Below are 25,664 nucleotides of genomic sequence, written 5' to 3'. Positions count from 1 at the left end.
GCGAACGACATCCAGGATCTGCGCATGGGACCCCCAACGCCCGGCCCTCATGGGCCGTGCCATCCCATGAAGAGTCTCCGCCCACCCGAACGATGCACGGCCACGGCCCTGGCGCTCCGCGATATGAACAGCGTGTGATGCACCGCGCACCGCCCGTGGATCCACCGCCGCCTCCGTTCCGCTTCCGCCGGCGCCTGCTGGCGGTGATGCTGCTCGCGGGCCTCATCCCACTGGCGCTGCTGGGGGCGCTCGCGCAGGGCGTGCTGGAGCGCGTGCTCTCCATCTCCATCGCGCCCGTGGAGGACGTGCTCGACGGCGTGTCCGACGAGCTGACCCGCCGGGGGCTGCCGCCGGATGCGCTCGACGAGGCCCGGCTGAACCTGGCGCAGGCGGAGCTGGCGCGGCGGGCCCTGGTGCGCCGCGTGCCCGTGTTCATCGTGGGCGTGGGCGCCCTCGCCGCCGTCGTGCTGGCCGTGTCCGCGGTGCTCCTGGGCCGTGTCCTCACGCGCCCCATGGCCACGCTGCTGGAAGGCATGCGGGCCTACTCGCGCGGAGACCTGTCGGTCCGCCTGCCCGTGCCTGAACCCGCGCGCGACGAGCTCCAGTTCCTCCTGGGCCAGTTCAACCGCATGGGCCAGGAGTTGCTGGGCCAGCGCGAACGCCTCAAGGCCGCCGAGCAGATCGCCGCGTGGCAGGACGTGGCCCGCGCGCTCGCCCACGAGTTGAAGAACCCGCTGACCGCAATGAGGCTGTCGCTCGCGCGTCTGTCCCCCCAGGATGCCGGCACCCTGCCCGACCCGACGCGCCTCGCCGAAGCGGTGTCGCTCCTCCAGGAGGAGGTGGACCTGCTCATGCGCATGACCCAGAGCTTCTCCACCTTCGCGCGCCTGCCCGCCCCGCGCTTCCAGGACGTGGCGCTGCGTCCGCTGCTCGCGGAGGTGTGCGCCCTGTACGAGGGCACCTCCTCCGTGCCCGTGGTGCTGGACCCCGGCGACGAGGTGTCGCTGCGCGCCGACCCCGACGGACTGCGCCGCCTCTTCGGCAACCTGGTGAAGAACGCCACCGAAGCGTCCCCGCCGGATGCCCCGCCCGTCCACGTGGCGCTGCGCGAAGCGGAGGACGGCCGCGTGCACGTCACCGTGAGCGACGGCGGCAGCGGCATCTCCGAAGTGCTGGAGGGCCCCGTCCTCACGCGAGGGCTGTTCAGCACCAAGCCCGGAGGCAGCGGGCTGGGCCTGCCCATCGCGCAGAAGATCGCCCACGAGCACGGCGGCAGTCTGCGCCTGGAGCCGGGCCCCCAGGGCGGCACACGGGCCCAGGTGGTGCTGCCGCGCATTCCCTCCTCCGACGTCTCCCAGGTGGCCGCATGAAGCCCGGAGCCCGCATCCTCATCGTCGACGACGACCCCGGTGTGCTCCGGGCCGTGCGTGGACTGCTGCAAGACGGCGGCTTCTCTCCCGTGGAGGCCCGCTCCACCGCGGAGGCGCAGCGTCTGCTCGAAGCGCCGGACGCACCCCCCGCGCTGATGCTGCTGGACCTGCGCATGCCGGGCGAGACGGGCCTGGAGCTGCTGGCGCGCCTGCCGAAGCCGCTGCCCGTGCCGGTGGTCGTCCTGTCCGGCGAGGCCTCCCCTACCGAGGCCGTGCAGGCCCTGAAGCTGGGGGCCACGGACTTCGTGGAGAAGCCCCCGTCGCCCGAGCGGCTCCTCACGGCGCTGCACAACGCACTGGCGCTGGGCTCACTGCGCGAGGAGCGGGAGCGGCTGCTGGACGCGCTGGCCCAGCCTGGGCACCTGGTGGGCGACAGCCCGGCCATGGAGTCCCTGCGCCAGCTCATCGCGCGCGTGGGCCCCAGCGACACGGCGGTGCTGATCACCGGTGAGACGGGCACCGGCAAGGAGCGCGTGGCGCAGGCGCTGCACAAGGCCTCCGGGCGCAAGGGCCGGCTGGTGGCGGTCAACTGCGCGGCCATCCCCTCGACGCTGCTGGAGAGCGAGCTGTTCGGCCACGAGCGGGGCGCCTTCTCCGGCGCGGTCGCACGGCGGGCGGGCCGCTTCGAACAGGCGCAGGGCGGCACGCTGTTCCTGGACGAGCTGGGCGACATGCCACTGGAGCTCCAGGCCAAGCTGCTGCGCGTGCTGGAGACGCGACAGGTGGAGCGGCTGGGCGGCACGCTGCCGGTGTCCGTGGACGTGCGCATCCTGGCGGCGACGCATCAGGACCTGGGCCGCGCGGTGAAGGAGGGCCGCTTCCGGCAGGACCTCTTCTTCCGGCTCAACGTGCTGCCGCTGCACCTGCCGCCGCTGCGCGAGCGCCCCGAGGACCTGCTGCCCCTCGCGCGGGTCTTCGCCGCGGAGCTCGCGGGCCCCCGCACGCCGCTCGTGCTCGCGCCAGGAGCGGAGGCCGCGCTGCGCGCCTATCCGTGGCCCGGCAACGTGCGCGAGCTGCGCAACGTCATCGAGCGGCTGAACCTGCTCCGGGGCGAGGGTCCCCTGGAGTTGAGGCCGGACGCGGTGGCGGCCCCCACCGGCACCGCGCCCGCACCGCGCCGCGCGCTGGGAGACAAGAGCTACCGCGAGCACGTGGAGGACTTCGAGCGGGACCTCATCCGCGCCGCGCTCCGGGAAGGCGAGAGCATCGCCGGGGCCGCGCGCATCCTCCAGGTGGACCGGGGCAACCTCTACCGGCGCATCAAGGCCTTGGGCCTGCCCGTTGATTCCTGACCGCGTGGGAAGGCGGGGTGATGTCACGGCCACAACCGCCCGATACATCCGGATGTGTCCATGACATCCGCCCGCCTGCTCGCCCTTCGTCGTTCCGGGCACTTGCCGTGAGCCCCCGCCTGGAACGGCCCATGCTCCTGCCGCCCTTCATGAACCGTCTCGCACTGGCGCTCTGCTTCCTCTCGTTCACGGCCCTGGCCCAGCCTCCCCAGGATGCCGGCACCTCCGCCGCATCCACGACCGACACTCCCCCTGAAGCCACCACCGCCTCAGAGGACTCCGATTACCCGACGTGCCCGGAGGGCTTCAGCGAGGACTCGGCGGAGCCCGCGGACTCCTCGGTCCTTGGGGCCATGCAGGTGGAGGTCGCTGGCCAGGGACTCACGCCCACGGGCCTGGAGCTTCGCGGGCTCCAGCGGCTCACGGATCCGCAGGTCCGCAAGCTCGTGGGCGCACCGCCCGCGGACGCTTCACGCACCCTGACAGGCAACGAGGTGCAGGCCCTGCTGCAGCGCCTGGCACGCACCGGCCTCTTCGCTCGCGTGGAGCCCCGCGTTCGCGTCAGCGAGCAGGGGCCGGCGGTGCTCGAGGTGAATCTGGAGGAGTACCCCACGCTCACGTCGGTGGAGTTCGTGGGCCTTCAGGAGCTCCGTCCCGATGACCTGTGGGACGCGCTGTTCAAGCTGCCCTCCCGCTTCCCCGAGAACAACGACACGCAGGAAGAGGTCGCGACGCTGCGGCTGCACAAGCGCCACGGGACGCTGCGCGTCGTCAGCGAGTGCCCCACGCCGCGTCCGCCCCGGCCCTGGCTGGCGCGAAGGGACGACGGGAAGTTCCAGCCCGGCATCATGCTCGGCGGCCTGGACGCCGCGCTCGAGCGCATCCTCCAGACCCTCCGCGAGGACGAGGGCTACCTGCTGGCCACGGTGACCGCGACGCTGTCTCCCGAGGGACGGCTGGTCGTGACCGTGGACGAAGGCCGGCTGGAGTCCGTGGAGGTGCGCGGCGTGGACGAGCCGATGGCGGCTCGCGTGCGGGAGGCCCTGAACCTGGAGCCCGGCAGCGTCTTCCTCCGCAGTGACGCGCGCCGCGCCCTCGAGCGCATGGAGTCGCGGCTGCCGTTCCTCCAGAGGGAGGACAACGAGGACCTCGATGAGAAGCGCACGACGGTGCGCATCGTCGAGGAGCGCGAGGCCGACGGCACGCGCCGCTACAGCACCCGCGAGGAAGCCCCGCGCAAGTCGCGGCGCCACGAGCGCGTGGAGTTCGAGGTGGGCTGGGGCCGGCTCTTCAACGACGGAGACGACGCCAGCAGTGAAGGCCTCACGATGGAGGGCAAGCGCCTCATCGTGCACGTGCGTCCGCGGCCGCCGGACCTGGACGTGGACCTGCTGCCCGTGCACACGCAGGTGACGGGCTTCGCGCCGGGGCTCAAGGCGAACCTGCGCTTCTGGGACCCGAAGGACCGGGTGCACACGACGCTGGACGCGGCCTTCTTCATCCCCCTGCGGCTGGGCGGACAGCGGCTGCCGGACGACCCCGAGGGCACGCGCCGTCAGCGCCGCGTCAACCTGCTGGGCGGCGCGAAGGTGCAACTGCCCGCGCTGGGGCTGGAGGAACTGGGCGCGCAGGCGCATGACTTCATCGACACGCTGGACCGCTGGCGGCTGGGGGACTTCGACTCGTACTTCTACTCGTTCCTCATCAACCGGCCGGACCGGGACTACTTCCGCCGTCAGGGGTTCACGGCCTTCGCCACCTGGCGCTGGCAGCGCTCGTGGCTCGCGGGCGTGGAGGTGCGCGGCGACACGGTCAGCTCGCTCCAGTCGTTCACCCCGCCGCTGAGCCTCTTCCGCAACGACCACCCGCCCTTCCCGAACGCGCCCGTGAACGAGGGGCGCTTCCGCTCGGCGGTGTTGCGGCTGGAGTACAGCGGCGCGGCGGAGCGGGGCACGCGCGTGGGCTCCCTCTTCCGCACGCCGGAGACGTCCCTCTTCGAGCGCCACGAAGGCTGGAAGCGCGAGCCCGCGCTGCGCGGCTTCGTGACGATGGAGGTGGGCGAGGGGCCGGGGGCGGACGGAGCGGATGCGCGCTTCTGGAAGCTGGTGGGCGACGTCGCCATGGACCTGCCGGTCAACTGGCACACGGGCCTGAGCCTGCGCCTGCGGGCCGCGACGGGGCACGACCTGCCGCTCCAGAAGCAGGAGGCGCTGGGCGGTTGGAGCGCGCTGCGGGGCTTCGGCTTCAAGGAGTACCGCGGAGGCGACAGCTCGGTGCTGGCGAGCGCCGAGTACCGCTGGCACGGCCTGGGCGTGTTCGCGGACCTGGGCTCGGTGCACGCGGCGTCGGAGTGGTCGGACGCGAAGCTGAGCCTGGGTGGCAGCTTCCACTTCGGTGACGACGTGCGCTTCGAGGCCGCGTGGCGCCTCGACGACAAGGCCCGGCTCACGCCCGAGGCGCGGCTGCTGTTCAACCGGACCTTCTGAGCCATGGGAAGGCACGCAACCCAGAGCAGGCGTGGCGCGGCGCTCGTCGTCGCGGCGTGCCTGCTCGCGTCCGGAGCGCGGGCGGAAGAAGCGTCCGCGGCCTGCACGGCGACGCTCTCCGGAAGGCGCGTGACGGTCCGGCCGGAGGCACGCGCCTTCATCTCCCCGGAGCTGGACCGGCTGGTACGGCTGGGGCTCGCGGGGAAGCTGGAGGTGGAGCTGACGCTCTGGCGCCGCCGGGCCTTCTGGTTCGACGCGCACGTGGACAGCGCGAGGCTGACCCAGGTGCTCGCGTTCACGAGCGCGGGCTACCTGCTGGACGGAAGGGAGCTGCCAGGAGGCGTGGCGACGCTGGAGCTGGAGCGAATGGCCTGGACGCTGGAGGCCAGGCCCGAAGCGGACGAGCACTTCGTCATCCAGGTGGAGGTCAGGCTCCAGGTCGTGACGGCCGCGAGCCTGGGCCGCATGGCGCGCTGGCTCACGCAGTCAGAGCCCGCGTCCTCCGGGACGCCCGTCCTGGGAAGCCTCCTGCGCTCCGTGGCGGAGGACCTCGCCAGGAAGGCCTCCGCCCGCTGCGACGTCAAACGTCAGCCCTGATCCGGCGTCAGCGTTCCCAATGCATTGAACGAGGCCGCAATCGTCCAACAGCCTGTTGGATCATTGTTGAGCGGAGCACTGCAACGCATGTCCCGTCAACTGACATCATTTATTGCCAAAAGCTCTGTCCTCGCCCTCACTGCCCCTCGGTGTCCAACCGCCCCAACAGCATGTTCAACTGCTCCAAGGTGATGTGATGAGCACCTGGGGCCATGCCTGACTGATCTCCAAGAACGAAAGAGAAACCCTTCGCATGACTCAATCCCTGACACACGTCGTGAACGTCTTCAAGCGATAGGGGAAGGGAGAACAGGACAGGAATCTCCGAGGCGATCACATTGAGGTCGTGAGCATCCAATTCACTCTCATTCAACTCGCGGATGATGCGCCAGCCATCATCAAGCGATGGGCAGATTTCCACCTGTGCCCATGCAGGCGGAGGCGCGCCTGTGTCCACCAGTCGTGTCCTCACCCATGCAGGATCATCGTCCGCCTCGGCAGCCACCCGCATGAGTGCCCACTCGACTCCTGCATGCGCGAGTGCTTGGCGCCATCCCGTAGTCACCTCCGTTCCCCAAGGCACCTGCACCACTCGAACTCCCATACGCTGTGCTGTTCTGGCATCCAGAGCCGCTGCCCCCCCCAGGGGCTCCACGCACAGCCGAGCCCGCTTGAGGCTCGCTGCGATCAAAGGAACGTCGTCGCCGCCAACAACCCGCCCTGCGGTGTGACTGCCCATCACCACACCCACGAGGTCTACGCCCAACGACTCAAGCTGCTCCGCCTCCTCAGGCGAAGCGACACCGTGCACATGAACAACAATCTTCCGTCTCATCTATCACCCCCACCATCAGCGCCGAGCTCATCCAGAGCGTTCTGCATCGCAGCATTCGCAGTGGCCGCTTGCAGCATCCAGCCTTGGAGACCGACATCCACGTAGATGATGGTCGCCTTCTCGCCCAATGTCGGAATATACGTCGCCCGGTCAACCACCTTGAGGATCCCCTTGGAGGAGGTGGAAAGCTTGTAATAGGAACCACCGTGCCTTCCCCCTCCTGGGTGGACCTGGATGTTCTGGATGTCGGAGTTCTTGATCTGGATTTGCTTGGAAAGTCTCGATCCTTTGGTCGATGGCGCTATCTCGACTTTATACCCTGCTTGTCGGAAGACCTCCGCGATCTGATCCGGACCCTTACCCCAGATGCGTTTAGGATTGAGGAGGAGCCGCTCTATCCACCTCTTGGCATCCGTTGCATTCTCAGCGAGAGGTGCGCCTTTGCCCAATGCCCTGGCGACCTTTTGGAACGCGTTGCTTTCCTTGACCGTCCTGGCGAGTTTCTGCACCTGCGGCAGGGACTTGATGAATTTCGAAGCCTTGGACGATTTCCCCACCCACTTGATGCCCTGGACCATGCCTCCCGAGCAGAAGAGCATCAGGGCTTCCATGAGAACATAGCCAATCACCCAGCCCCGAAAGTGCCAGCGCCGGAGCACCTGGGAATCGTTCCATTGCTCGTCGAAACGAGCCACCCAGCCATGCGCGAGCGTGTTCCAGTCAGTCTTGCTTACATCGTTCCAAAGAGTACGGGCGTCCGAAAGCAGGTTCCCGGTGAGCAGACTGGAAAGGATGTCCCAGAGCATCACCGCCAGGTCCTTGAACCCGACCAGGACGTCCCACAACGACTCGAGTGCGCCGTGGATGATCCCTGCGATGAAGGCCGCGGTTCCAACGCTGAAGTCGGCGACCGCATCGGCTGCCCATTTCGCTGTCGTCCACGCGTCGTAGGTGAATGATTCGGACGAGACCTTTCCGCGAAGCGATTTCAAGAACGCGAGGCTGGGAATCCAAATCATCCGGCCTGCGGTCACGCTCGTGGTGTCCCAACCAGCCGCAGGGTCTTCCTTGTAGATGCCTTGTTGCCTGGAGTTCAAATTGGCGTAGACAAGGCCCTCCACGTAAAAGCGATGGTCACTTCCCCACTGAGCCATCCCGCCGTAGTACCTGTGCGAGATTGAGAGCGCCGAATCACCGCTCTGAACCCAATGAACCCGTGCGTGAGGCTCGGGCAAGCGGGTGTCGATGTGCGACGCAACACAGTAGCCGAAATTCCCTTTATCAGTGGAGACGAAGAGCCACCCGTTGTCGTGTGAGTCAACGAAGACGCGAGAATTGAAACCCAAGCGCATCAAAACACGCGCATCGGGCGATGGCGCCTCGCGCAAGTTGACTCCCTCTGGCCTATAGGCAACTCCAAGCCGGAGAATCATTTGTTTCTGTGGGACTGGGCTTCTGTTTGAGACAGGGGCATCCCCATCGAAACCGGCTCCAGCACCGATTTGTGGCTTGTTTTCAATGGCGATCAGCCGGCCCGACAGAAGCGCTTCGGATACGCGGCGCCTGATGAGCCCGTCATCCGGCAGCGTCTGCACGCATGAAGCCCCTTGCACCCGCCCCTCGCCCAGGCGGTCATAGATTTCCCCAAGACTTTGCTTGTTCAAGCGGAGCCACTGTTCGAGCGCTGCGCAGGCCTGGAAGGGAGAGACTCGTCGACGGGTGTCCTGCGTCGCCGCATCCTTGGACCAGACGACGAGATAGGCATAGTCCGAGGATGCCCCAGACAGAACCCATTGGTTCGACATCACTCCCCCATCAGTAATGGTTGGGAGCAGGATAGCCGATCACGCATCCCTGTCGCAGGGGCGGCTCGCGGCACCGAATGCCTGACTGCGTGGCCAACCGCATGAGTTTCTTTTCGTCGAGCACATCCACGCCCAAGGCGTGGTGGGAGCGATTGAACCCACCCCAATTGAGTTGAGCGTTCCTCTGGCGCAGGCAGCTCAACAAACCCAGTGACGATATGGCAACCGCGCGAGAACCGTCCGACGCGAGCCAACCGGCCAGGTCCTGGAAGGCGGGAGCTTCGGCGACCTTTGGCGCGCCATCGACGGCAAGAACCCCAGGAGACTGGAGCGGGTTGGCGCCTCCTCAACTTCGCCGGGCGGTCAGGGCCACCAGCGCGATGCGCTCCACGCCGGCGTAGGGCTCCTTCTCCAGCTCCTCGCCGAAGACGTCGGGATCCAGTTCTTCGTAGACCACGTCCGTGAGGGGCGCGCTCCGGCACACCGGCTCCAGCGCGGTGCGCAGCAGGTCCTCTCCCTCCACCACCGGCGCGCCTGTGTAGAGCACCAGCGTGCCTCCTGGCTCCAGGCGCTCCACGCTCTCCCGCACGATGCGCACCGACAGCTCCGTGCCGTGCGTGCCGCCGCCATCGCGGTACGTGCGGCCGTCCGTGTCCGCCAGGTACGGCGGGTTCGCCATGATGAGGTCGAACCGGCCCGACACGTCCCGCAGCAGGTCCGAGTGCACCGCCTCCACCGCATGCGCGCCGTTCAGCCGCGCGTTCACCCGCGAGTACTCCAGCGCCAACGGGTTCAGGTCCGCGAGCACCAATTCCCTGCTCCGCTGCGCCACCGACAGCCCACCGGCTCCGGAGCCGCAGCCCAGGTCCACCGCGCGCCGGAACGTGCCCGGCACCCGCTGGAGCAACGCGCAGAACCGGTACGTGTCCGGCCCGAAGAACACCGCGTCCTTCTCCGACGTGGGCCACGCGGAATGGACATACAGCCCCGTCCCCAGCGTGGAGAACCGCACCCGGCTCCGGTGCGTCCCGTCCTTGCAGTCCACCAGCGCGCCCGCCTGCTCCAGCAGCGCCAGCATCCGCGGCTCCACCACGCCCGGCCTGAAGCGGCGGCTCCACCCGAACACGTCCCGCAGCGAATGGGCCTCCTTCGCCCCCGGCCGTTCATTCACCCGCCGGTGCGTCTCCGGAGTCACCGTCGTGAAGGCATAGCCCGTGGCTCGCAGGGCCTCTCCCAGCGCGGTCAGCGCGGCTTCCCTCACCTCTGCCATCCCGTGCCCATCGCCACCGTCCACGTCGCGTCCCTTCGAAGGGTCTGTCCCTCAACGTGGGACCGCCCCCACAGAGCGACAAGGCGTCCTCCGCCCGGACCGCCCGCCCGCATGGACTCCGGGGCTCAGTGCCCAGCAGGCGGGGGAGCGTCCAGGAGCCCCTGGATGCCCGGCACCTCCGCCACGAACTGCAGGAAGTTGCGCAGGATGCGCCCCGTGGCGCCCCAGATGACGTGCTCTCCGTGCGTGTAGAAGTGCACGTCGTGCTCCATGCCCTCCCACGTGTGCCGCTCCACGCGGACGATGGCCGGGTCCAGCAGGCGCACCAGCGGCACCTCCAGCACCAGGTCCACCTCCACCGGATTGGGCACGTACGTCCCGTCCCCCGGGATGACGCCCACGTAGGGACGGATGCGGTACGCGGACGTGGTGGGCGTCTCGTCCAGCAGGCCCAGCACCCGCACCCCCGCGCGCGAGATGCCCAGTTCCTCCTCCGTCTCACGCAGCGCCGTCTCCAGCGGCGTGACGTCGCGCGCCTCCTGGCCGCCGCCCGGGAACGCGTACTGCCCCGCGTGCGTGCGCAGGGTGGCGGGCCTCCGGGTGAAGACCACGTAGGGCACGCCCTCCCGCTCGAACAGGGGCAGGAGCACCGCGGCCTCTCGCAGCGCCCGGCCCTTCCACTCGAAGGTCAGCGCCGGCCTCGCCTTCAGCCGCGTCTCCAGCGCATCGAACAGGGCCTGCACACGCACGACCTCCCCCTTCCTCAATCCGTGACCTGCTTCTCCACCGGCGGCTTCGTCGGGGCGTCGGGCGTCGACAGGTTCTCCACGCCGGACATCGGCTTGAGGATGCTCGCCTGCAACAGCCCCAGCAGCACCAGGCCCAGCGCGATGCGGTACACCACGAACACCAGGGTGGTGCGCCGCTTCAGGAAGCTCAACAGCCATGCGATGGCGGCCATGCCCGACAGGAAGGCCACCAGCGTCCCCACCACCAGTGCCACCGTCGACGGACGCTGCGTGGCCTCCAGCAGGTGCTTCAACTCGAAGATGCCCGCCAGCGTCGTGGCCGGGATGGACAGGAGGAACGAGTAGCGCGCGGCGTCCTCGCGCTTGAGCCCCAGCGACAGGCCGCCCGTGAGCGTCGTGCCGGAGCGCGACGAGCCCGGCACCAGCGCCAGCGCCTGCCACAGGCCGATGAGGATGCCGTCCTTCCACGTCATGTCCGCCACGGTGCGCTGGTGCGACGCGCGCTTCTCCACGACGAACAGCACGATGGCCAGCACGATGAGGCTGAACGCGATGACGTAGAGCGACCGGAACTGCGTCTCGATGAGCTTCTTGAACGCCAGCCCACAGATGCCGATGGGCAGCGTGCCCACGCCCACGAACCACGCGAGCCGCGCCTCCAGCGTGCCGAACGGGTCGCGCTTCACCAGCCCCACGACGAACGCCTTCACCAGCGCGACGATGTCCTTGCGGAAGTAGATGAGCACCGCGGCCACCGTGCCCAACTGGATGATGGCCGAGTACGCGGCGCCCGGGTCGGGCCAGCCGAACAGCTCCGGCGCGATGCGCAGGTGCGCGGTGGAGCTGATGGGCAGGAACTCCGTGAGACCCTGGACCAGACCCAGGACAATGGCTTCGAGCAGGCTCATAGGGGCGTGGCCGCCAGGGATATGCCCTGCCCCCCTGCCCCGCAAGCGCGAAGGTTCCCCACACCCCGGCCCGGGTCCGCCACCCGACCGTCCGCCCCGGCAACCCGGGTAGGCTGGGCCCCGCCATGCCCCCCGCCCCCCTGTGTCCCTGCTCCTCCGGCCAGCGCTACAAGCAGTGCTGCGCCCCCTTCCACCAAGCCGAGGCGGAAGCCCCCGACGCCGAGCGCCTCATGCGCAGCCGCTACAGCGCCTTCGCCCTGCGTGAAGCCGCCTACCTGTGGAAGACGCTCCACCCCGACCACCCCATGCGGGCCCGTCCGGAAGCGGACGTCGTGCGCGAGCTGCGCGCCTTCGCGCAGGCGCACCAGTACCCGGGGCTGGTGGTGCTGGGCCACCAGCCTCCGGACGCGACGGGGCTGTCCCGCGTGCTCTTCTTCGCCAAGGTGTTCGAGAAGGGAAAGGACCAGTCCTTCGTGGAGCGCTCGGACTTCCGCCACGACGGCACCGGCTGGCGCTACCTGGACGGCGTCCTCAAGCTGCCGCGCGAGCTGAAGGTCCCTCCGGAAACCCTCACGCTCGACACCTTCGCGGTGGACTGAAAAAGGCCCGCGAAAATCCCCCGTCAGGATTTCCGCGGCGCCTGCGTCCCTGGGAGTGCTGCCCGGCCGAAGAGGCCCTACACGCCCTGGTAAGGTTCCCCTCAAGGGAACTCACGGTTCGAATCCGTCCTGGCCTATCACGCCACCCAACGTGGCTTCTCCACTCGGGCAGCACCCTTTTCCCGACCGTCCGTCACTCCCGGGACCGCGCGTCCCGGTCGAGCGACGACAGGTCCTGCGCATCCCCGTCGCCGCCCGGAGCGCCATCCGCGCCCAGTGACACGATGGCCGGCACGCCCCGGTCCAGCGTGTACACGTAGTCGTTGCCCCACGGGTCGCGGGGCAGCTCGGTGAGGATGCGGTCCTCCACCAGCGCGCGCAGCCCCGTGGAGGTGTCCGGCAGCCGCCCCCGCTTCATCGCGTACAGCTGGAGGCCCTGGCCCAGCGAGCCGAAGTCCAGCTTCACCCGTTTCTGCTTCGCATCCCCGAACTGGTCCAGCACCGACACGCCCACGACGGCGGCGATGAGCCCCAGGATGGTGATGACGACCATGATCTCCAACAGCGTCATGCCCCGCTGACGTCGCTGCGCTCTTGCCATGTCCCTGCCTCCCGGGATGGCTGTGATTGCAATCAGCAGGCCCGCGCCCCTCCACCCTCGCGGCCCCTCAACTCGAAAGGCCATGTCTGTCTTTCTGGCGCGAAGGTCCTGTGCGACGCGCCACCGTGTCATGTCACCGCGCGCATCCCGCGTGGCGAAGCGGCACGCGGCCTCACGTCGAGACGTGCGGCAAGGGGCGCAGGTGGTAGCGGGCCTCGAAGGCGTTGAAGAGGTCCAGGTACTGCTCCAGGTAGCGCGTGAGCAGGAAGCGGCGGCGCACCGTTTCGTGCGCGCGGTGCCCCAGCTGGTGGCGCAGCCTGGGGTTGCGCAGCACCTGCACGATGCGCGCGGCGCACTGGTCCACCGTGTCCACCAGGAAGCCGTTGTGCCCGTCTTCAATCTGGTGGCGGATGCCTCCCACGTTCCCGCCGATGACGGGCGTGCCCTTCCACATCGCCTCCGCCACCGTCAGCCCGAAGCCCTCTCGCAGCGACTTCTGCACCACCACCGCCGCGCGGCGCTGGAGCGCGTTCACCAGCGCCGTGTCCTCGCGGCTGAGGACCATCAGCCGCTCGTCCTTGTGCCGCATCACCTGCTCGTAGACCTTCTGTCCCTCCGGGTCGTCCGACGCCATGTTGCCCAGCAGCACCAGCGTGCACGGCATCTCCTTGCGCGCCAGCCGCCACGCGGCCACCACGCCCTCCGGATCCTTCCACCGGTCGAAGCGCGACACCTGCACCACCAGCGGCAGGTCCGTGGGGATGCGGTGGTGGCGCAGCCGCTCCTCGATTTCAGCCTCGTGCATCTCCCGGTTCTTGATGGAGAACGGATCAATCGCTGGCATGAAGAACACCTGCGGGACGGACAGCTCGCGCGCGTACTCCGGGACGCTCAGCACCGTCGCGTCGTACTGCTCCACGAACGGCTTGAGGTACGCCCACAGGGACGGCTCCGGGTGGGACAGGTCCACGTGGCAGCGCCAGATCCACGGGCCGCGCTTGCGGCTGTGCCGCACGATGGGCAACGGCTGCGGGTCGTGGATGACGACGCGGTCGTGGTCCAGCCGGTTGCGGACCGCGTTCTCGTAGACGACCTCCTCGTAGATGGTCGCCTTCATGGGCGTCAGGTGGATGTCCGCGCCCTGCAGCGCGTTGTGCATCTTCTTCGTGATGTTGAAGAAGTCCGGCGGCCCCTGGATGGCCCGCCACTCCGTGGCCATGCCCACGCTGTTCGTCAGCAGCGTCAGCGGCGACAGCAGCTCCGCCACCCCGCCGCCGTAGTACGTGGAGTTGACGTGCGCGACCCGCAGGTCCTGCAGCGGGCGCGCCTTCTCCAGGATGCGCTCCACCGCCTCCGCGCCCACGTAGCGCTCGTAGTGCTCGACCTGGACCAGCGGGGACGGGTCTCTGGGATTCTTCGCCATGCCCTTGGTCTGCGTCCGCACGCCCGCAGGCGCCACCCACGCGCCCGCGGTCCCCGCCCGTCTGCCCGCGGCGGTGGGCTCAGCCCACCTCCGGCTCGTGCGACACGACCCAGAGGGGCGTATCCCCGCACTGCACCAGCAGTTCGTCCCCCTGCCGGGCCAGGAGCGTGCCCGGCGCCGAGCGAGGGTCCTCCCCCCGCCACGCCCGCGTGCGCTGGACGCGCATCCAGCGGCCCTGGAGCCGGGCCCTCGCATCGCCGTTGCCCTCGCGCCACGCGGCGAAGCGGCACGCGCGCACCTTCAGGTGCACGGCGCGAGCGCTGTCATGCCAGTCGATGTCCCGGTACGCGGGCTCGAAGAAGGGCGCGAAGGTGGCGGCCGCCTCCAGCTGCCGCTCGCCCACGTCCCCTCGCGCCACGCGCTCCATCACGCGCGGCAGGAGCCGGCGCGACGCGAGCATCAGCTTCTCGAAGATCAGCTCCTCCGTGTCCTCGTCCCGCAGCGGGAACGTCCCCTGCGCGAGCACGGGCCCGGTGTCGAAGCTCGCGTCCATGCGGTGGAACGTCAGCCCCACCTCGCGCGCGTCCTCGCGCAGCGCCCACCCCAGCGGGCACGGCCCCCGGTAGCGCGGCAGCAGCGAGGGGTGCACGTTCACCGCGCCCAGCGGCGGCAGCGCCAGCGACTCCGGCGGCAGCTTCCACGGGAAGAAGAAGCACAGCAGCAGGTCCGGCCTCAGCTCCGTCAGCCGGGACGTCAGGTGCGCCCGCTCGCTCACCAGCAGCACGTCCAATGACGGCGGCGCGGCCTCGAACAGGCGCCCCAGCTCCGCCCACCCCTCCAGGTCCAGCGGACGCAGGCCCCGGACGCCCGCCGGCACCACCAGCGCCACCACCTCGTGTCCCTGGGCCCGCAGCGACAACGTGAAGTCGTGCGCCACCGCGGGGGCCACGGTGAGCAGCACGATGCGCCAGCCAGACGCGGCACCGGAAGTCGGCATGGCCGTGTCCTAACAATTCACCCACCGTGAATGCCCGGCGAATGAAAACGCGCTCGCCCCAAAGGAGGGACGAGCGCGTGGGCTCAACCGGAGTGCCTACCGGAAGTGCCTCAGACCGCCTTCAGGCGCGGCGTGCGCGTCTTGACGGGGGCGGCGGAGGAGGCCGCCTCGCGGAGCGCGTCCTTCTTGTCCGTGCGCTCCCAGGTGAACTCCTTGTCCGAGCGGCCGAAGTGACCGTACGCGGCGGTCTTCTGGTAGATGGGCCGCAGCAGGTCCAGGTGCTCGGTGATCTCGCGCGGGCGCAGGCCGAAGGTCTGGCGCACGGCGCGGGCGATCTGCTCTTCCGGCACGGTGGACGTGCCGAACGTCTCCACCATCACGCTGACGGGCTCCGCCACGCCGATGGCGTAGGAGACCTGCACCTCGCAACGGCTGGCCAGGCCCGCCGCCACGACGTTCTTCGCGATGTAGCGGCCCATGTACGCGGCCGAGCGGTCCACCTTGGACGGGTCCTTGCCGCTGAACGCGCCGCCACCGTGACGGCCCATGCCGCCGTAGGTGTCGACGATGATCTTGCGGCCGGTGAGGCCCGAGTCGCCCATGGGGCCGCCGATGACGAAGCGGCCCGTGGGGTTGATGAAGAACTTGGTCTTGTTGTCGATGAGCTTCTTCGGCAGGACCTTCAGGATGACGTCCTCGCGGATGGCCTCCTGGATCTTCTTGTTGGAGACGTCATCCGAGTGCTGCGTGGACAGCACCACCGCGTCGATGCGCAGCGGCTTGCCGTCCTTGTACTCCACCGTGACCTGGCTCTTGCCGTCCGGGCGGATCCACGGGTGGTTCTTGCGGCGCACCTCCGCCAGGCGGCGGGTCAGCGCGTGCGCGTAGTGGATGGGCGCGGGCATCAGCTCCGGCGTCTCGTCGCACGCGAAGCCGAACATCATGCCCTGGTCGCCGGCGCCCTGGTCCTTCTTGTTGTCCACGCCGCGCGCGATGTCCTGGCTCTGGCCCTCGATGGCCACCATGACGCCGCAGGTGTTGCCGTCGTAGCCCATGGAGCTATCGGTGTAGCCGATGCGCGTGATGGTGGAGCGGACGATCTTCGGGATGTCCACGTAGGTGTTCGTCGTCACTTCACCCGCGACGATGGCGAGGCCCGTCTTGACGAGCGTCTCCACGGCGACGCGCGCCTGCGGATCCTTGGCGATGATGGCATCGAGCACACCGTCGGAGATCTGGTCGGCGATCTTGTCCGGGTGGCCCTCGGTGACGGATTCAGACGTGAACAGGAAGTCGGTAGGCATGTCGTCTCGGGCTTCGCGCTATTTCGGTGACGCAGCGCAGGGGGCGGACACTAAACGTGCGGTCCCAGCAGAGTCAAACCTGCAGGTGCCCGGCTTTATTCGGGGGCAGCGCCCGTTGGCCGGGCGGACCCGACGCGCCGGGTGTGCCCGCCCGCCGGATGAATTTAATGGTCCGCCGGGCGTTCCCCTGGCTACACGACCCGCGCCCTTCTTCTGGAGGTCACGACCCATATGAACCTGAACGCCCGCATCCGCACCCTCCCCTTCCTGGTTGCCCTCACCTTCGCCGTGCCCGCGCTCGCCGCGCCCAAGGCGTCCGAAGCCATCACCAAGCCGGTGAAGACCGTCGTGCAGTCCGTGCGCTACGAGAAGGACCTCAAGGCCCTGGAGAACCTGGGCAGCGACCAGCAGGGCCTCTTCCTGCTCGGCGACGAGTGGACCAAGGCCACGGACGCCCAGCGCAAGGAGTTCACCCAGTTGTTCCAGAGCCTCTTCGCGAAGATCGCCTTCCCCAAGGTCCGCGAGAACTTCAAGAACCTGGACTCCATCACCTACGACGAGCCGCAGGTGACGGGCGACAAGGCGCTCGTGGGCTCCACCATCTTCATCAACCACCCGCTCAAGAAGCAGGAGATGAAGCTGAAGTACGCCGTGGAGAAGGTGGGCGCCAACTGGAAGGTCGTGGACGTGTCCGTGCTGGGTGACTCCATGCTCACCGGCATCCGCGATGATCAGGTCCGCCCCCTCTTCAAGGAGGGCGGCTGGGACGGCCTGCTCGGCGCCATGCGCAAGAAGAACGACGAACTGGGTGCGGTGAAGCTGAAGTAATCCAGCCGTTCCCCCCTTCAGCAGCCAATCAGTCAGGCCCTCGTCCTCCCTCCGGGTTCCGGGGGAGGCGCGGGCCGGGTAGGCTCGGGCGTTCCCCGTTCCCGGAGCGCCTGGAGCATGACCGTTTCCACCCCCGCCCCGCCGTTCCGGGCCCGCAGCGCGCCGTCCGCGCGCGAGGTGGACGCGTTCTGTGTGCAGTACGCGCCCCGGGCGCCGGGCCACCCCGCGGTGCGGGACCTGCTCCGGCTGTTGTCGGAGGTCCCGGGTGACGGCCTGGAGCCGCGCCTGGAGTGGGTGGCGCGGTGGATCCACTGGATGCGCGACCGCATCCCCGCCCAGGGCCTCACGGACGCGGAGGACCCCACCCTCTCCCCCACGAACTCGCGGCTGGCGCTGCTGGTGCGCGTGCTGGAGGGTGAGCCCGCCCTGCGCGCGTCCGTCACGCGGCTGGTGTCCGGGGTGTGCGCGGGCAGCCGGGGGCTGAAGCTCTTCGCCCAGGTGGGCCTGAGCGCGGGCAACGGCTTCTTCTCCGAATTGACGGACCGCTTCGTGCGCGGCGTGCTGCCCACGCCGCCGGAGCCGGGCAAGCTGTCCGAGCTGCTCCTGCGCCTGTTCCCGGTGCCGGAGGACGCGGCGTGGCTGGGCGCGCTGTCCCCGGTGCTGCTGGCGCGGCTGACGGCGCTGGTGGGCGAGCCGCCGCCACCGGACCCCACCCCGTCCTCGCGCGTGCGCGGCGACCTGATGGACGCGCTGCTGATGCTGGGCGTGCAGGTGGCGGCGCTGGGGCTGGCGGAGGACGTGCGCGACCGCACCCCGGAGCTGTCCTTCCGCGCATCCCCGTTCCTGCGGCTGCGCATGGTGTGCGACGTGGTGCTGGCCCGCGACGCGGCCCCGGACGCGCTCAAGGACCTGACGCGCGCGGTGGATGACTGCCGGGGCGTGGCCCGCTCCGTCACGCGGCAGCTGGAGTCCTCCGGCGTCAGCGTGGACCTGGTGTACCGGCTGGAGCGCATCCGGCGCGGCCTGGACCGGATGGAGGCCATCGCGCGGGTGCTGGGCGCGGCCCGGGGCGAGGCCCGCTGGCGCGAGGCGCTGGCGCTCCTGTCGGAGCTGCTGCGGCTGGCGCACGCGGACCGCTCCGTGCGCGCGCTGGTGCGGCGCAACACGCGGCTGATGGCGCGGAAGATCATCGAGCGCACCGGCACCAGCGGCGAGCACTACATCACCTCCACGCCCGCCGAGTACCACCACATGGTGCACTCGGCGGCGGGCGGCGGGCTGGTGGCGACGCTCGCCGCCGCGCTGAAGTTCGTCCTGGTGGGCCTGCCGCTGGCCCCCTTCTTCGCGGGCCTCTTCGTCGCGCTCAACTACGCCGGCGGCTTCGTGCTGATGCAGCTGCTGGGGCTCACCCTGGCCACCAAGCAGCCGTCCATGACGGCCTCCACGCTGGCGGCCGCGGTGGGCGAGGACTCGGGCTCCGGGCGCATGGAGCGGCTGATTGCCCTGGTGCCGCGCGTCACCCGCTCACAACTGGCGGCCATCCTGGGCAACCTGGGCTGCGTGCTGCCCGTCGCGGTGGCGCTGGCGCTGGGCCTCCAGGCGTTCACGGGCCACCCGTTCCTGGAGCAGGCGCAGGCCCGCCACGTGGTGGACGCGCTGCACCCGTGGAAGAGCGCCACGCTCCTGTACGCCGCGCTCACCGGCGTGCTGCTGTGGGCGTCCAGCGTGGCCGCGGGCTGGTTCGAGAACTTCGTCGTCTACCGCCGCCTGCCGGAGTCGCTGGCCCACCACCGGGTGCTGCGCGCGCTCGTGGGCGCGGGCGGGGCGCGGCGCGTGGCGGACGCCCTCATGCACCACGCGGCGGGCGTGGGCGGCAGCATCACCCTGGGCGTGCTGCTGGCGGTGGCGCCGGGCGTGGGCGGCTTCTTCGGCCTGCCCTTGGACGTGCGGCACGTCACGTTCTCCTTCGCGTCGCTGACCCTGGCCGGTTGCGCGCTGGGCCCGTCCGCCGTCCTGGAGCCGGACTTCCTGGCGGCCGTGGCGGGGGTGCTCGTCGTCGGCGTCGTCAACTTCGGCGTGTCCTTCGCGCTGGCCCTGGGCGTGGCCCTGCGCGCCCGCGACGTGCCGCTGCGCGAGGGCCTGCGCTTCATGGGCGCCATGGCCCTGCGCTTCCTGCGCCAGCCCGGTCCCTTCCTCCTCCCGCCCCGGGACGAGCCCGTCCCCGCCGGGGCGGAGGTCCAGCCAGGAGTTATTCCCGGCGGGTGAGAGGCCCTGTCCTGCGCGCAGGTAGGGCGGACAGGCATCCCGGGCTTTGCTTCCGGGCGGGAACGTTCAGCGATAGGGTCCCGCGCCCATGAGCGGCAATCCCTCGTCCCATCCCCCGCCCCGCCTCGCCCTGGCCTACGCAGAGATGCTGGTCCGGCGCCCCGGCACCGTCATGACCGTGCTGCTGCTGCTGCTCGGCCTGGCCGTGTGGGGCACGTCGAAGCTGACCATCAACTCCAACCAGCTGGACCTCATCTCCCAGGACCTGCAGGAGGTGAAGGACGTCAAGCGCGTCATCGACATGGTGGGCGGCAGCGGCTTCTTCATGGTCGCGCTGCGCGGCGATGACGAGGCCACGCTCAAGAAGGTGGCGGACGACCTGGCGGTGATGGTGGGCAACGACAAGGAGCACGCGCGCTCCATCACCTACAAGATCCCCGTCGAGTTCGTGCAGAACAACATGGTGCTGTTCGTGAAGACGGAGGACCTGGCCGAGGGCAAGCGCCGCATCATGGCGTTCCTCAAGGATCAGATCCGCCGCGCGAACCCCTTCTACATCGAGATCAAGAAGACGGAGCCGGTGAAGCTGGACCTGCAGGACCTGGTCGACAAGTACTCCAGCGTTGGCAACAAGAGCATCGCGGACGACTACTACATCTCCCAGGACCGCAAGCTGCTGCTGCTCCTCATCAAGCCGATGTGGGACACCAACCAGATTGGCCAGACGAAGCTGTACGTGGACAAGCTGCGCGCGGACCTGGAGCAGTACTCCAAGAGCAACAAGGCCGGCGTGCAGCTGGTGGAGGACTACTACAAGATGGGCGACAAGAAGACGGTCGCCTACGGCTTCACGGGTTCCTACAAGACGGCGGTGGACGACTCGTACGCCATCGAGGACTCGCTCCAGCCGGTCACCATCATCGCGCTGGTCGCCATCTTCGCCATCACCATCGCGTTCTTCCGCAAGTGGGCGCCCACGCTCATCGTGGTGAGCGGCACGGTGGCGGGCACGCTGTACACGCTGGGCTTCACCTACGCGACGCTGGGTGAGCTCAACATGATCACCTCCATCCTGGGCGGCATCCTGATGGGGTTCGGCATCGACTACGGCATCCACTTCATCTTCCGCACGCGCCTGGAGCTGGGCGCGGGCAAGCGCTACGACGTGGCCATCCGCGACGCGGTCATCAACGCGGGCCGTCCGGCGCTGGTGTCCGCGGTGGTGGTGGCGGGTTCGTTCTACGTGCTGATGGTGAGCGAGTTCAAAGGCTTCTCCCAGTTCGGCTTCCTGGCCGGCACGGGCACGCTGATGCTGGGCTTCACGCTGTTCTCCTGGTGCCCGGCGATGCTGGCGCTGGCCGGCCGGAAGAACCCGGAGCTGCCCCAGAAGCTCATCGGCATCATGAAGCCGCCGCCCGCGAACAACGCGTCCGGCAAGGAGCTGCGCATCCCGCGCCCCGGCCTGGTGCTGGCGGTGGGCTGCGTGATTGTCGCCGTGGTGTGCGGCGCGGCCATCCCGTGGAAGAGCGGCGAGCCCCCGGCGGACGCGGGCTTCTTCGCGCGGCTGCCCTACGGCGTGCGCTTCAACTACAACACCCGCGCGCTGATGCCGGCGAACCAGCCGTCCGTGGTGCTGCAGGATGAAATCAACGCGCGCTTCAAGATCGCCAGCGACCCGCTGGCCGTCTACACGAAGGACCTGGCGGAGACGGAGGCCCTCTACAAGGAGCTGACGACCGACCCGAAGAAGCGCCCCGCCATCTCCCAGGTGATGAGCCTCTTCACCTTCGTGCCGCCGGAGGGCATCGCGCAGGCGAACACGAAGATCCTGGAGGAGTGGCAGGAGGAGCTGAAGGATATCGACGTGAAGGCGCTGCCGCCGGAGACGCAGGAGAAGGCGGCCCTGTTCTTCAAGATGCTGGAGGCCCGTCCCTTCGACGTGCACCACGTGCCGGAAATCTACGCGTCGCAGTTCCGCCACCTGCCCACCACCAGCCCGGAGAACCACGGCTACCTCACGTTCATCTACCCGAGCGTGGACCTGTGGGACGGCAAGCAGATGCTCCAGTTCGCGGACCAGACCTCCTCCATCAAGGGAATGGTGACGCCGGGCAAGTTCACGACAGGCGGGCCCACGGGCGCGCCGGTGGAGAAGGAGTTCCGCGCCGCGGGCGCCACGCAGCTCTACGCGTCGCTGGCGCGCATGGTGCTCAAGGACGCGAAGCTCACGGTCATCCTCACCGCGCTGTGGATTCTCGTGATGCACTTCGCGGACTTCCGCAACGCGAAGCTGGCGCTGGCGTCCGTGATTCCGCTGACGGTGGGCCTGGCGATGATGATGGGCTTCATGGCGCTGTTCGACCTGCGCCTGAACTTCATGAACATCATCATCCTGCCCATCCTCCTGGGCTTCGGCGTGAGCCACGGCCTGTACCTGCTGCACCGCTTCCTGGAGGGCACGTCCCCGCTGGTGGCGCTGCGCAGCGTGGGCGCGGCGGTGGCGTCCTCCACGCTGACGGCGGTGGCGGGCTTCGCGGCGCTGCTGGTGGCCAGCCACAACGGCCTGCGCTCCATGGGCCTTGTGGCCTGCATCGGCCTCATCACCACGCTGCTGGTGTCCTTCACGGTGCTGGCGGCGGTGATGCAGCTGATGCACGACAAGCGGCAGAAGGACGCGGGACGTTCGCCAGAGGGCGGTTCCGCGACGGGGGGCGACACGTCCTCCACACGCGCCGCCTGACAGCGCGAAAGAAGCGCTTAATATCCCGCGCCGGACCTCACGGCCCCGCCTTCCCCCAAAGGGAAGCGCGGGGCCGTTCTTTTCTTCGGGAGCTTCAAGCCATGGGGACGTTCAAGCGGGTGGGCGCGGTGCTGGGCCTGATGGTGCTCACGGGTTGCGGCACGGTGAAGAGCCAGCGGCTGCGCGACGACTACGCCACGGTGGACCGGCAGCAGGTGAAGCGGCTGGCGGTGGTGACGCAGCCGTTCCCCCAGGGGCAGCAGTACATCGGTGACCTGTGGAGCCTCATCGCCCGGCAGTGGCTGAACCAGAACCGGGACTACCTGGTGAAGGCCAACACGTCCCTGCCGGAGCGCCCCACGGACACCACCTTCAAGGACCAGTGCGTGGAGGGCATCGAGGGCGTGCTCTGGCTGGACCCGACGGTGAAGCGCGTGGAGGACGGCGCGGAGGTGGCGCTGAAGGCGCAGCTCATCCGCTGCCGCGACGGCGAGGAGGTCTGGGCCGCGGAGGCCGGCGGCAGCTGGGACTCCGAGGACAAGAAGTACGTGGAGCGCAAGGAGCAGTACGTGAAGGAGCTGGGCCCGGACGTGGAGCCCTACGTCGTCCCGTCCTACAAGCTGCTGGTGGCCACGCTGGACACGCTGCCCAATCCCGAACTGAACGAAGCGGACAAGGACGAGAAGATCGACCTGGGCGAGTAGCGTCCAGGCCCGGTGGATCCTCAAGTCCTCATCTGGCGCCTGGTGCTGGCCACGCTCCTGGGCGGCGTGCTGGGCGTGGAGCGCGAGGCGCGCAACCAGGCCGCGGGGCTGCGCACGCACACGCTGGTGGCGCTGGGGGCGTGCTGCTTCACGCTCTCCAGCGTCTACACGGAGGAGCTGCTGCGCTCCGGCGCCAACCCCGGCGGCACGCAGACGGACATCAGCCGCATCGCCAGCCAGATTGTCGTGGGCATCGGCTTCCTGGGCGCGGGCGTCATCCTGCGCAACGGGGGCGCGGTGAAGGGGCTCACCACCGCGGCCAACCTCTGGGTGACGGCGGCGGTGGGCCTGGCCTGCGGCCTGGGCCTCTACATGGCCGCCAGCGCCACCGTGGCCCTGGCCCTGCTGTCACTGGTGGTGCTGCGCCCCGTCTCCCGCCTGCTGACGCCCGACGAGCATCGCCACGGCGGGCGCCCCAGGGAGCGCTCCAGCGGCGGCAAGAACGACGAAGACGGGCCCCCCTTGGGTGAGGAGGAGTCCCGTCCGGATTGAAGCGCGCGGCGCACCGAGCGAGCGGCCGCTGCGATTCGCTCCTACTCCATGGGCACCAGCGCGCCCGTCAGGTCGTGCGTGTAGGCCACCGGCCGGTGCGGCGTGTCCGGGTGGCAGTGGCCGTCCTCCAGCTCCAGCGCGCCCTCCGCCAGCATGGCGCCCGGGAGGCTGGCCAGGTCCCGGCGCAGGTAGACGTCATCCCCGTCCAGGTCCGCGACGTCGGAGAAGCGCACGGGGTACTCCCGTTCGAAGATGCGCCCCTTGCCGATGGTGAAGCCGCGCGGGTCCACCGCGACGATGCCCCCGAGCGCTTCGCCGTCCCGGTCCCGCACCGTCATGCCCCGCTGAATGTCCGTTGGCTTGAACACGCTGCTGCCTCCTGCATCCGTGTCCGGCCAAAGTGTGCACCCTGCCTGGAAACGGCGACCCCCTCCCCGCTGCATTCAGCCAGGGGGAGCAGGGCCTACACGGGCTCCGGCTCGGGGTCCCGCACGGGCGACAGCAGCGAGCCCTCCTGGCCGCTGAAGCGCCGGTCCATCTCCGTGCGCACGAAGCGCTCGATCTCCTCCGCCGTGGTGAGCTCCATCGCCCCCTGGAGCATCTCCACCGCCTCGCTCCGGCTCACCCGGCGCATCAGCCGCTTCACCACCGGAATCTGCCCGGACGTCATGGACAGCTCGTCGAAGCCCAGCGCCAGGAGCACCAGGGTGAAGAGCGGGTCACCGGCCATCTCACCGCACATGGAGACGGGGATGTTGGCGCTCTTCGCCGCGTCCACGATGCCCTGGAGCATGCGCAGCACCGACAGGTGCAGCGGCCGGTAGAGGTACGCGACCTCGCGGTTCTGGCGGTCGATGGCGAGCGAGTACTGGATGAGGTCGTTCGTCCCGATGGAGAAGAAGTCCGCCTCCTGCGCCAGCCGGTCCGCGATGGTCGCCGCGCTGGGCGTCTCCACCATGATGCCCACCGGGAAGCGCTTGCCCACCGGCACTCCCGCGCGCCCCAGCGCCGTGCGGCACGCCTCCAGCTCGCTGCGCGCCTCGCGCAGTTCGCTGACGCCGCAGATGAGCGGGAACATGAGGCGCAGGTTGCCGTGCACGCTCGCGCGCAAGAGCGCGCGCAGCTGGACGCGGAACAGCTCCCGGTTGGACAGGCAGTAGCGGATGGCCCTGAGGCCCATGGCCGGGTTGGGTTCCTTCTCGTGCTTCGTCTTGCCCGGCACCTTGTCGCCGCCCAGGTCCAGCGTGCGGATGGTGACGGGCCGGCCGCCCATGGCCTCCAGCACCTGCTTGTAGGCGCGGTAGTGCTCTTCTTCCGTGGGCGCCGTCTTGCGGTCCAGGAACATGAACTCCGTGCGGTACAGGCCGATGCCCTCCGCGCCGTGCGCCAAGAGCGAGGGGATCTCCTCCAGGAACTCCATGTTGCCGTTGAGCCGGATGCGGAAGCCGTCCGTGCTCACCGCGGGCTGGTCCTTCGTGGCCAGCGCCAGCTGCTCGCTCTCCAGGTAGCGGCGCTGCTCCTCGCGGAACAGCGCCAGCTGGTCCTCGGTGGGGTTCACCAGCACCACGCCGCGCGTGCCGTCCATGGCCACGAGGTCGCCCGGGGAGATCTGCTCGCTCGCGCGCCCCGCGCCCACCACCGCGGGCGTCTCCCGCGCGCGGGCGACGATGGCGGTGTGGCTCGTTTGTCCGCCCAAATCCGTGACGAAGCCCGCCACGCGTCCGCTGCGAGCCATCATCGCGGCGTCCGCGGGCGGCAGGTCATGCGCGACGACAATGGCCTCCGCCGGCACCTCCACCTCCTCGTCCACCACCTGGCCCATGAGGTTGCGGATGATGCGGTCCGCCACGTAGTCCACGTCCGAGCGGCGCTCGCGGAAGTACTCGTCCGGGATGTTGTCGAAGAGGTGTTTGATTTTGCGGGCCGTGCGGCGGACGGCCCACTCCGCGTTGATGCGGTCCTCCACGATGAGGCGGTTCACCTCGTCCACGAGCATGGGGTCGTGGAGCATCAGCCGGTGCGCCTCCAGGATGAGGGCGTGGTCGCTGCCCTCCGTGCGCGTAATCTGGTCCTTCAGCTCCGCGAGCTGGCGGTCGGACAGGTCGATGGCCGTCTTCATCCGCATCCGCTCGGGTTCCACCTCCGCGTCCGCCAGGCGCAGCTTGGGGGTGCGGATGCGCTTCCGGTCCAGGATGAAGGCATGGCCCACCGCCACGCCCGGGGAGGCGCCGATGCCCGTCAACCTGAGTGTGGGGGTGGCCTGGCTGCTCACGGTTTTC

21 protein-coding genes are annotated in these 25,664 nt (G+C 69.3%); 10 read left to right on the top strand and 11 right to left on the bottom strand.

All coding sequences use genetic code 11. From position 1 onward, the window contains the following. Window positions 1-137: 137 nt before the first annotated feature. The 4 genes from JYK02_RS26705 to JYK02_RS26690 all read left to right on the top strand — a co-directional run bounded on the left by JYK02_RS26705 (window position 138) and on the right by JYK02_RS26690 (window position 5,805). A complete protein-coding gene (locus JYK02_RS26705; RefSeq protein ID WP_242588909.1) occupies window positions 138-1,370 on the top strand; it encodes a sensor histidine kinase in 1,233 nt (410 codons plus the stop codon). Next, on the top strand, window positions 1,367-2,722 hold the full coding sequence (locus JYK02_RS26700; protein ID WP_207055051.1) for a sigma-54-dependent transcriptional regulator: 1,356 nt from the start codon (window positions 1,367-1,369) through the stop codon (window positions 2,720-2,722). Before JYK02_RS26705 ends, JYK02_RS26700 begins: the two co-directional genes overlap by 4 nt. A gap of 131 nt (window positions 2,723-2,853) precedes the next feature. After that, complete coding sequence (locus JYK02_RS26695) at window positions 2,854-5,208, top strand: hypothetical protein (RefSeq protein WP_242588908.1); 2,355 nt, start codon at window positions 2,854-2,856, stop codon at window positions 5,206-5,208. 3 nt (window positions 5,209-5,211) lie between these two features. Further along, window positions 5,212-5,805 carry a hypothetical protein gene (locus tag JYK02_RS26690; protein ID WP_207055050.1) on the top strand — a complete coding sequence of 198 codons (594 nt, stop codon included), beginning with the start codon at window positions 5,212-5,214 and terminating at the stop codon, window positions 5,803-5,805. Window positions 5,806-5,941: 136 nt separating this feature from the next. Here JYK02_RS26690 and JYK02_RS26685 read toward each other — a convergent pair whose 3' ends face one another. The 5 genes from JYK02_RS26685 to JYK02_RS26665 all read right to left on the bottom strand — a co-directional run bounded on the left by JYK02_RS26685 (window position 5,942) and on the right by JYK02_RS26665 (window position 11,372). Further along, window positions 5,942-6,640 (bottom strand): hypothetical protein, encoded by a 699-nt coding sequence (locus tag JYK02_RS26685; RefSeq protein ID WP_207055049.1) that lies wholly within the window; start codon window positions 6,638-6,640, stop codon window positions 5,942-5,944. Further along, window positions 6,637-8,445 carry an SH3 domain-containing protein gene (locus JYK02_RS26680; RefSeq protein ID WP_207055048.1) on the bottom strand — a complete coding sequence of 603 codons (1,809 nt, stop codon included), beginning with the start codon at window positions 8,443-8,445 and terminating at the stop codon, window positions 6,637-6,639. Before JYK02_RS26680 ends, JYK02_RS26685 begins: the two co-directional genes overlap by 4 nt. Before the next feature lie 346 nt (window positions 8,446-8,791). Then, window positions 8,792-9,715, bottom strand: coding sequence for a methyltransferase (locus JYK02_RS26675; protein ID WP_207055046.1), 924 nt, complete (start codon window positions 9,713-9,715; stop codon window positions 8,792-8,794). A gap of 125 nt (window positions 9,716-9,840) precedes the next feature. Beyond that, window positions 9,841-10,464 (bottom strand): NUDIX domain-containing protein, encoded by a 624-nt coding sequence (locus JYK02_RS26670; protein ID WP_207055045.1) that lies wholly within the window; start codon window positions 10,462-10,464, stop codon window positions 9,841-9,843. 14 nt (window positions 10,465-10,478) lie between these two features. Beyond that, on the bottom strand, window positions 10,479-11,372 hold the full coding sequence (locus tag JYK02_RS26665) for an undecaprenyl-diphosphate phosphatase (protein WP_207055043.1): 894 nt from the start codon (window positions 11,370-11,372) through the stop codon (window positions 10,479-10,481). Window positions 11,373-11,497: 125 nt separating this feature from the next. Here JYK02_RS26665 and JYK02_RS26660 point away from each other — a divergent pair, with 125 nt between their 5' ends. Continuing rightward, window positions 11,498-11,971 (top strand): YchJ family protein, encoded by a 474-nt coding sequence (locus tag JYK02_RS26660; protein WP_207055042.1) that lies wholly within the window; start codon window positions 11,498-11,500, stop codon window positions 11,969-11,971. 193 nt (window positions 11,972-12,164) lie between these two features. Here the strand turns inward: JYK02_RS26660 and JYK02_RS26655 are convergent, their stop codons facing one another. The 4 genes from JYK02_RS26655 to metK all read right to left on the bottom strand — a co-directional run bounded on the left by JYK02_RS26655 (window position 12,165) and on the right by metK (window position 16,296). Continuing rightward, window positions 12,165-12,572 carry a type II secretion system protein GspG gene (locus JYK02_RS26655; protein WP_207055041.1) on the bottom strand — a complete coding sequence of 136 codons (408 nt, stop codon included), beginning with the start codon at window positions 12,570-12,572 and terminating at the stop codon, window positions 12,165-12,167. 172 nt (window positions 12,573-12,744) lie between these two features. Further along, complete coding sequence (locus JYK02_RS26650; protein ID WP_347402585.1) at window positions 12,745-14,016, bottom strand: glycosyltransferase; 1,272 nt, start codon at window positions 14,014-14,016, stop codon at window positions 12,745-12,747. A 58-nt stretch (window positions 14,017-14,074) separates the two neighbouring features. After that, the gene (locus JYK02_RS26645) at window positions 14,075-14,992 is read right to left on the bottom strand and encodes a methionyl-tRNA formyltransferase (RefSeq protein WP_207055040.1); all 918 of its coding nucleotides are present in this window, start codon (window positions 14,990-14,992) and stop codon (window positions 14,075-14,077) included. A 110-nt stretch (window positions 14,993-15,102) separates the two neighbouring features. After that, on the bottom strand, window positions 15,103-16,296 hold the full coding sequence (gene metK / locus JYK02_RS26640; protein ID WP_207055039.1) for a methionine adenosyltransferase: 1,194 nt from the start codon (window positions 16,294-16,296) through the stop codon (window positions 15,103-15,105). 237 nt (window positions 16,297-16,533) lie between these two features. On the opposite strand from metK, the gene JYK02_RS26635 reads away from it, so the two are divergent. From JYK02_RS26635 to JYK02_RS26615, 5 genes are all read left to right on the top strand, one after another. Next, on the top strand, window positions 16,534-17,124 hold the full coding sequence (locus tag JYK02_RS26635) for an ABC transporter substrate-binding protein (protein WP_207055351.1): 591 nt from the start codon (window positions 16,534-16,536) through the stop codon (window positions 17,122-17,124). 117 nt (window positions 17,125-17,241) lie between these two features. Then, window positions 17,242-19,389 carry a site-specific recombinase gene (locus JYK02_RS26630; RefSeq protein ID WP_207055038.1) on the top strand — a complete coding sequence of 716 codons (2,148 nt, stop codon included), beginning with the start codon at window positions 17,242-17,244 and terminating at the stop codon, window positions 19,387-19,389. Between the two features lie 88 nt (window positions 19,390-19,477). After that, a complete protein-coding gene (locus JYK02_RS26625) occupies window positions 19,478-22,129 on the top strand; it encodes an efflux RND transporter permease subunit (protein ID WP_207055037.1) in 2,652 nt (883 codons plus the stop codon). Window positions 22,130-22,230: 101 nt separating this feature from the next. Next, entirely contained in the window at window positions 22,231-22,833 is a 603-nt protein-coding gene (locus JYK02_RS26620) for an MXAN_6521/LA_1396 family lipoprotein (RefSeq protein WP_207055035.1), read from the top strand. A 12-nt stretch (window positions 22,834-22,845) separates the two neighbouring features. After that, entirely contained in the window at window positions 22,846-23,385 is a 540-nt protein-coding gene (locus tag JYK02_RS26615; RefSeq protein ID WP_207055034.1) for an MgtC/SapB family protein, read from the top strand. Between the two features lie 41 nt (window positions 23,386-23,426). Here the strand turns inward: JYK02_RS26615 and JYK02_RS26610 are convergent, their stop codons facing one another. After that, window positions 23,427-23,753, bottom strand: a complete 327-nt coding sequence (locus JYK02_RS26610) for a hypothetical protein (protein ID WP_207055032.1) — start codon at window positions 23,751-23,753, stop codon at window positions 23,427-23,429. Between the two features lie 95 nt (window positions 23,754-23,848). After that, complete coding sequence (ptsP, locus tag JYK02_RS26605) at window positions 23,849-25,657, bottom strand: phosphoenolpyruvate--protein phosphotransferase (protein WP_207055030.1); 1,809 nt, start codon at window positions 25,655-25,657, stop codon at window positions 23,849-23,851. Between the last annotated feature and the right edge of the window lie 7 nt (window positions 25,658-25,664).

Origin of the sequence: Corallococcus macrosporus (assembly GCF_017302985.1) — a bacterium.
In the GTDB taxonomy this organism is placed as follows: Bacteria; Myxococcota; Myxococcia; order Myxococcales; family Myxococcaceae; genus Corallococcus; species Corallococcus macrosporus_A.
Note: the sequence above shows the minus strand (reverse complement) of the source record. Positions and strands in the feature narration are given on the sequence as shown.

What these genes read in the sequence shown, in the direction of transcription:
- JYK02_RS26705 (WP_242588909.1), top strand. Translation starts at nt 138, where the DNA reads ATGCACCGCGCACCGCCCGTGGATCCACCGCCGCCTCCGTTCCGCTTC.
- JYK02_RS26700 (WP_207055051.1), top strand. Translation starts at nt 1,367, where the DNA reads ATGAAGCCCGGAGCCCGCATCCTCATCGTCGACGACGACCCCGGTGTG.
- JYK02_RS26695 (WP_242588908.1), top strand. Translation starts at nt 2,854, where the DNA reads ATGCTCCTGCCGCCCTTCATGAACCGTCTCGCACTGGCGCTCTGCTTC.
- JYK02_RS26690 (WP_207055050.1), top strand. Translation starts at nt 5,212, where the DNA reads ATGGGAAGGCACGCAACCCAGAGCAGGCGTGGCGCGGCGCTCGTCGTC.
- JYK02_RS26685 (WP_207055049.1), bottom strand. Translation starts at nt 6,640, where the DNA reads ATGAGACGGAAGATTGTTGTTCATGTGCACGGTGTCGCTTCGCCTGAG.
- JYK02_RS26680 (WP_207055048.1), bottom strand. Translation starts at nt 8,445, where the DNA reads ATGTCGAACCAATGGGTTCTGTCTGGGGCATCCTCGGACTATGCCTAT.
- JYK02_RS26675 (WP_207055046.1), bottom strand. Translation starts at nt 9,715, where the DNA reads ATGGCAGAGGTGAGGGAAGCCGCGCTGACCGCGCTGGGAGAGGCCCTG.
- JYK02_RS26665 (WP_207055043.1), bottom strand. Translation starts at nt 11,372, where the DNA reads ATGAGCCTGCTCGAAGCCATTGTCCTGGGTCTGGTCCAGGGTCTCACG.
- JYK02_RS26660 (WP_207055042.1), top strand. Translation starts at nt 11,498, where the DNA reads ATGCCCCCCGCCCCCCTGTGTCCCTGCTCCTCCGGCCAGCGCTACAAG.
- JYK02_RS26655 (WP_207055041.1), bottom strand. Translation starts at nt 12,572, where the DNA reads ATGGCAAGAGCGCAGCGACGTCAGCGGGGCATGACGCTGTTGGAGATC.
- JYK02_RS26645 (WP_207055040.1), bottom strand. Translation starts at nt 14,992, where the DNA reads ATGCCGACTTCCGGTGCCGCGTCTGGCTGGCGCATCGTGCTGCTCACC.
- metK (WP_207055039.1), bottom strand. Translation starts at nt 16,296, where the DNA reads ATGCCTACCGACTTCCTGTTCACGTCTGAATCCGTCACCGAGGGCCAC.
- JYK02_RS26630 (WP_207055038.1), top strand. Translation starts at nt 17,242, where the DNA reads ATGACCGTTTCCACCCCCGCCCCGCCGTTCCGGGCCCGCAGCGCGCCG.
- JYK02_RS26625 (WP_207055037.1), top strand. Translation starts at nt 19,478, where the DNA reads ATGAGCGGCAATCCCTCGTCCCATCCCCCGCCCCGCCTCGCCCTGGCC.
- JYK02_RS26620 (WP_207055035.1), top strand. Translation starts at nt 22,231, where the DNA reads ATGGGGACGTTCAAGCGGGTGGGCGCGGTGCTGGGCCTGATGGTGCTC.